Source organism: Ectobacillus panaciterrae DSM 19096 (genome assembly GCF_000430785.1).
Lineage (GTDB): Bacteria > Bacillota > Bacilli > Bacillales > Bacillaceae_G > Ectobacillus > Ectobacillus panaciterrae.
Genome location: NZ_AUMR01000159.1, coordinates 1 through 3,849, shown reverse-complemented (window position 1 = coordinate 3,849; position 3,849 = coordinate 1). Strand labels below are relative to the sequence as shown.

Annotated in this window: 4 protein-coding genes; 3 read left to right on the top strand and 1 reads right to left on the bottom strand. The window is 33.3% G+C overall.

Annotated elements, in window-relative coordinates:
- The first annotated feature begins 136 nt into the window (after positions 1-136).
- The 3 genes from H540_RS0121700 to H540_RS0121690 all read left to right on the top strand — a co-directional run bounded on the left by H540_RS0121700 (position 137) and on the right by H540_RS0121690 (position 1,618).
- The gene (locus H540_RS0121700) at positions 137-649 is read left to right on the top strand and encodes a HEAT repeat domain-containing protein (RefSeq protein WP_245592324.1); all 513 of its coding nucleotides are present in this window, start codon (positions 137-139) and stop codon (positions 647-649) included.
- Between the two features lie 43 nt (positions 650-692).
- Positions 693-953 carry a hypothetical protein gene (locus H540_RS0121695; protein ID WP_028402360.1) on the top strand — a complete coding sequence of 87 codons (261 nt, stop codon included), beginning with the start codon at positions 693-695 and terminating at the stop codon, positions 951-953.
- A gap of 86 nt (positions 954-1,039) precedes the next feature.
- Entirely contained in the window at positions 1,040-1,618 is a 579-nt protein-coding gene (locus tag H540_RS0121690) for a suppressor of fused domain protein (RefSeq protein ID WP_028402359.1), read from the top strand.
- A 1,438-nt stretch (positions 1,619-3,056) separates the two neighbouring features.
- Here the strand turns inward: H540_RS0121690 and H540_RS0121685 are convergent.
- A complete protein-coding gene (locus tag H540_RS0121685; RefSeq protein WP_028402358.1) occupies positions 3,057-3,713 on the bottom strand; it encodes a hypothetical protein in 657 nt (218 codons plus the stop codon).
- Between the last annotated feature and the right edge of the window lie 136 nt (positions 3,714-3,849).

Here is a 3,849-nt window from a genome sequence, read left to right as displayed (position 1 = left end):
ATGCATAACGTGAAATTTCATATCCTGTACGAAATGTAGAGTTGATGCGGGTTCCAGAGACAAGCCAACTTCCGATAATGAGATGTTATGTAAACCTCACATGAATATAGTATACAATAAATTAGAGGTGAAAATTATGAATCGAGAACAAGCCATTCAAATACTTAAAAAATACTCTCCTATGCCTGATGACGAGGATTTAACTGAAGAAATGATAGATGAATATGCAAAAGCAATTATATATTTTGAGAAAAATCCCCATCCGAGTTGTATAGAGCCTATTATGATGACTTTTAGCTTAGATGATTGTTATGGTGTATATGAACATGCAACATGTGTATTACGTGAATTTAGTAATGAAGAGGTAATTCCACACTTAATTAGAGCTATACAAGATAAACATGAAGGTAGAAGGTACTGGGGGGCAGATTTAGCTAAATTCTTCCCAGATGTAAGATTAGTTAGCTCTTTATTGACTTGTATTGACGATCCAAACGATGAAATTCGAGGATATGTAGCTTACGCATTAAGTAAGATCGGTGATAAGTCAGTTTTGCCTATATTACATAATAGACTACTAAAGAAACGTGACGAAGATGTTTGTGAAGAATTAAAACAAGCTATCTCGAAACTAGAAAGACTTAAATAACTTCCGATAACGAATCTTATATTAACTAGAAAGAAGGAAATGAATGACTTATATATGTCCAGTTTGTGGTTATGATGGTTTAGAAGAGCCCCTTTATGATGAGGATGGAGATCCTTCGTACGAAATATGCTCTTGTTGCGGTTTTGAGTATGGGTTTGATGATCTAGATCAAGAATATAGCTTTGAACAATATAGACGAAAATGGATTGAACAAGGGGCAAGTTGGTTTAGTGATTATTTAAAACCATCAAAATGGAGTTTAAAAAAACAGTTAGAAAATATTAATGTGATAATGGAAGAGTAACTACCGATAAATTATGTTATGTAAAGTACAAACGAATATATACTTTTCTAATAAGTATTTCGTATATCAAAAAGAGAGGCGAAAAAATGACTGTATCAAATAATAAAACAATAGCAAAAACAATTTGGAACACATTCGGCGGAGAAAACCCTAAAGTTTATACATACTGGGATGATAACCATGAAAGTTGTATTGATATTCTTGCTGTTAAAGAAAGACCGTTTCCCAAATTAACTTCTATTTCAACAATAGGACTCTCAGATTTTTCTATCGGAAAACATATTGGAGTAAATGAATTAAGGATAGAAATACTAGGAGCTTATGAGGAGAAATATGAGTATGCACCTAATATGATAGCTACATGTGCATTTTATATCATTAACTCAAAATTCTCTTGTTATCCAGGTGCTATTTATCAAGATGTCGTACATATGTATGCCCCAGACTCTGACATGCAACACATTCTTTTTACAAATCCATTCATATGGGAAAATGAATTAAAAACATTAGAGTTTGAAGATAAAATAGTAGCTTGGCTACTTGCAGTTCCTATTTCAGAAACAGAACGAATATATACTTTAGAACATGGATTAGATGCCCTTGAAACATTGTTTGAGGAAAAACAGATTAATATCTTTGATTTGAATCGATTATCAGTTATTTGATTTAAAAATAACTTCCGATAACACTAATTATGTAAACATGAAATCCCTTCAGCAAGCAATCTGAAGGGATTTTTCATTTCCAATGTCAAAAGTTAATAACAAGAATAACGCTTGTCCTAACACTTACATACTCTATATAAAACATATACTTCTATATAAGACGTGAGGAAGCACCTTACGCAACCTAAGACTGACCTTTTATAGTCAGTCTCTTTTTTTGAACTCACCTTACCCAAAACTTAAGAGCATAAGGGGTTTTTGATATCACGTTAAGTTTTATTTTGTAGAGTTAGTGTTGATATGATGTAGAGTCAATGTTGATATGAAAAACCCTAGCTGTTGAGTCAGTGTTAATATGACTTTTTTACAATTCCACATGTTTTGAATCCACCTCAGCCGAAAAAATATCTGTCATTTTTTTATGCTTAACATTCTTATTTCCTATTCATTTCAGTTTCTTTTCTCATTTTTTATCTTTGTATGTTGCTTTTCCATCTTGTCTTACTTTTTACTCTTTTTCTTTTTTAATCACATTTACCATCTATCTAGTCCGACCTTCCTATTTGTATGTTCTCGACACCCCATGTTGATGTAGTCAACGTGGGGTGTCGAGACGAGAATTCGAATACAAATAGGAAGGTCGGGCGGTAGTATAACACGATTTAATGTGTGCATTATATCTATACACATATAGGAACACCAATAGTGTATAGATATAGTCTACACCTTTATGCCAGTTCATATTGCATTGGAGACAAGGTATATAAAAGAAATTCATTTTAAGGTGCCTTAAATCTCGGTAAAAGGCTTCTGGATAAATAATAGTATTTTTCTACATTCATAGAAAAATACACGCTTAAAAACGATTCTGGGGCTTCTAAACACCATCTCTAGAGTTTGAAAAGGTTTTTCCCTAACTTTTTGGGTTGAGGCAGCCGGGGGTGTGCGGGGCAGAGCCCCCACGAAAAAGAAACGTGTAAAACATATCGAGAAAGAACAATTTCTTGAACGAATGCTCTAGCGGTTCGGCACGTATAATGGATAGCACAAGCCGATAACCTGAGAGTTTCTTTTTGGTATATCGGCTTGGCGATGGTCAAACACGTGCCGAAAAAAGTTTGGCAAGAACAATATAAAAAAGAAACGGCGATAGCCGTTAGGTGAGGATAAACGAACCGACTTTTTTATATTGAAGGTGGAGATTTTTTCGCTGGGTTTGCGAAAAAATACTACCTGTTTCTTGCGAAACTTTTAGCCCCTTATATAGAGTGAGATAGGGCAATTATAAAAAGTCAGTAATACCAAGGGTTTATAAGAGGTAAGGTGTAACCATATGGTTACACCTGTGTAACCATATGGTTACACCTTAAGTTTGGAAAGATACTAATTAACGATTAATTTCAAGCATAAAAAAACTAGCTTCTTGTATAAGCTAGTTTCAAAATAAATAAATCGGTAATTTATGCTTTTTAGTAGTTCCTTCAACAATAAAATTTCTGAGTGACTTTTTAAAAATATGCTGAGTAGCCTTATCTATTCCATCTTTCGGTGAACAACACATAACATTAGGATTTACAAACCATGTACGACTTGTACAAGTTCGTCCATCTTCAGTACTCATACCAGCTTCTGCAACTCCTAATATCCCTTTTTCTAAAAGTCCATTCATAATATTTGAAACATGTTTTCTAGTAACTCCAAATTCTTTTGCCAAGTACGTAGGAGTTGCTGCATTTGTTTTAATTTCAAATTCATCATCTATATATTTTTCCTTCTCAATAATAACGTTAGATTTAAACTCAATATATGGCGTTAATTTAAATAAAAAAGATTCTTCAGACGGTTTTAAATAACCAATTTCATTTAGATAACTAATATTATCCATAATTAATTGCACGAACTTCACCCCATCGGTTCGTTTTTTTCTTTTGCCTATATAATAATCTTCTCCGGTAACATTATGTAAGACTTCTAAAATTGCTTTTTGTTGGTCTGGTGACAACCCCAGTCCAACTGCACCAATAACATCATCCAATTTAAAATCCCTGACTCGTGCTTTCTTTTCAGAATCAGTAAAATCAACAATTTTTCCCATAATAATTTTCTCTCCTCCGACTAGAAGGAGTTAATCCATTGTGATAGAATATGTGTAAATAGATGATATTAATTAAGGATTAACTCCTTCATAGATTCAATTCAGTAAAAAACCCCAAAGTTTGGTCGCGGCGGGG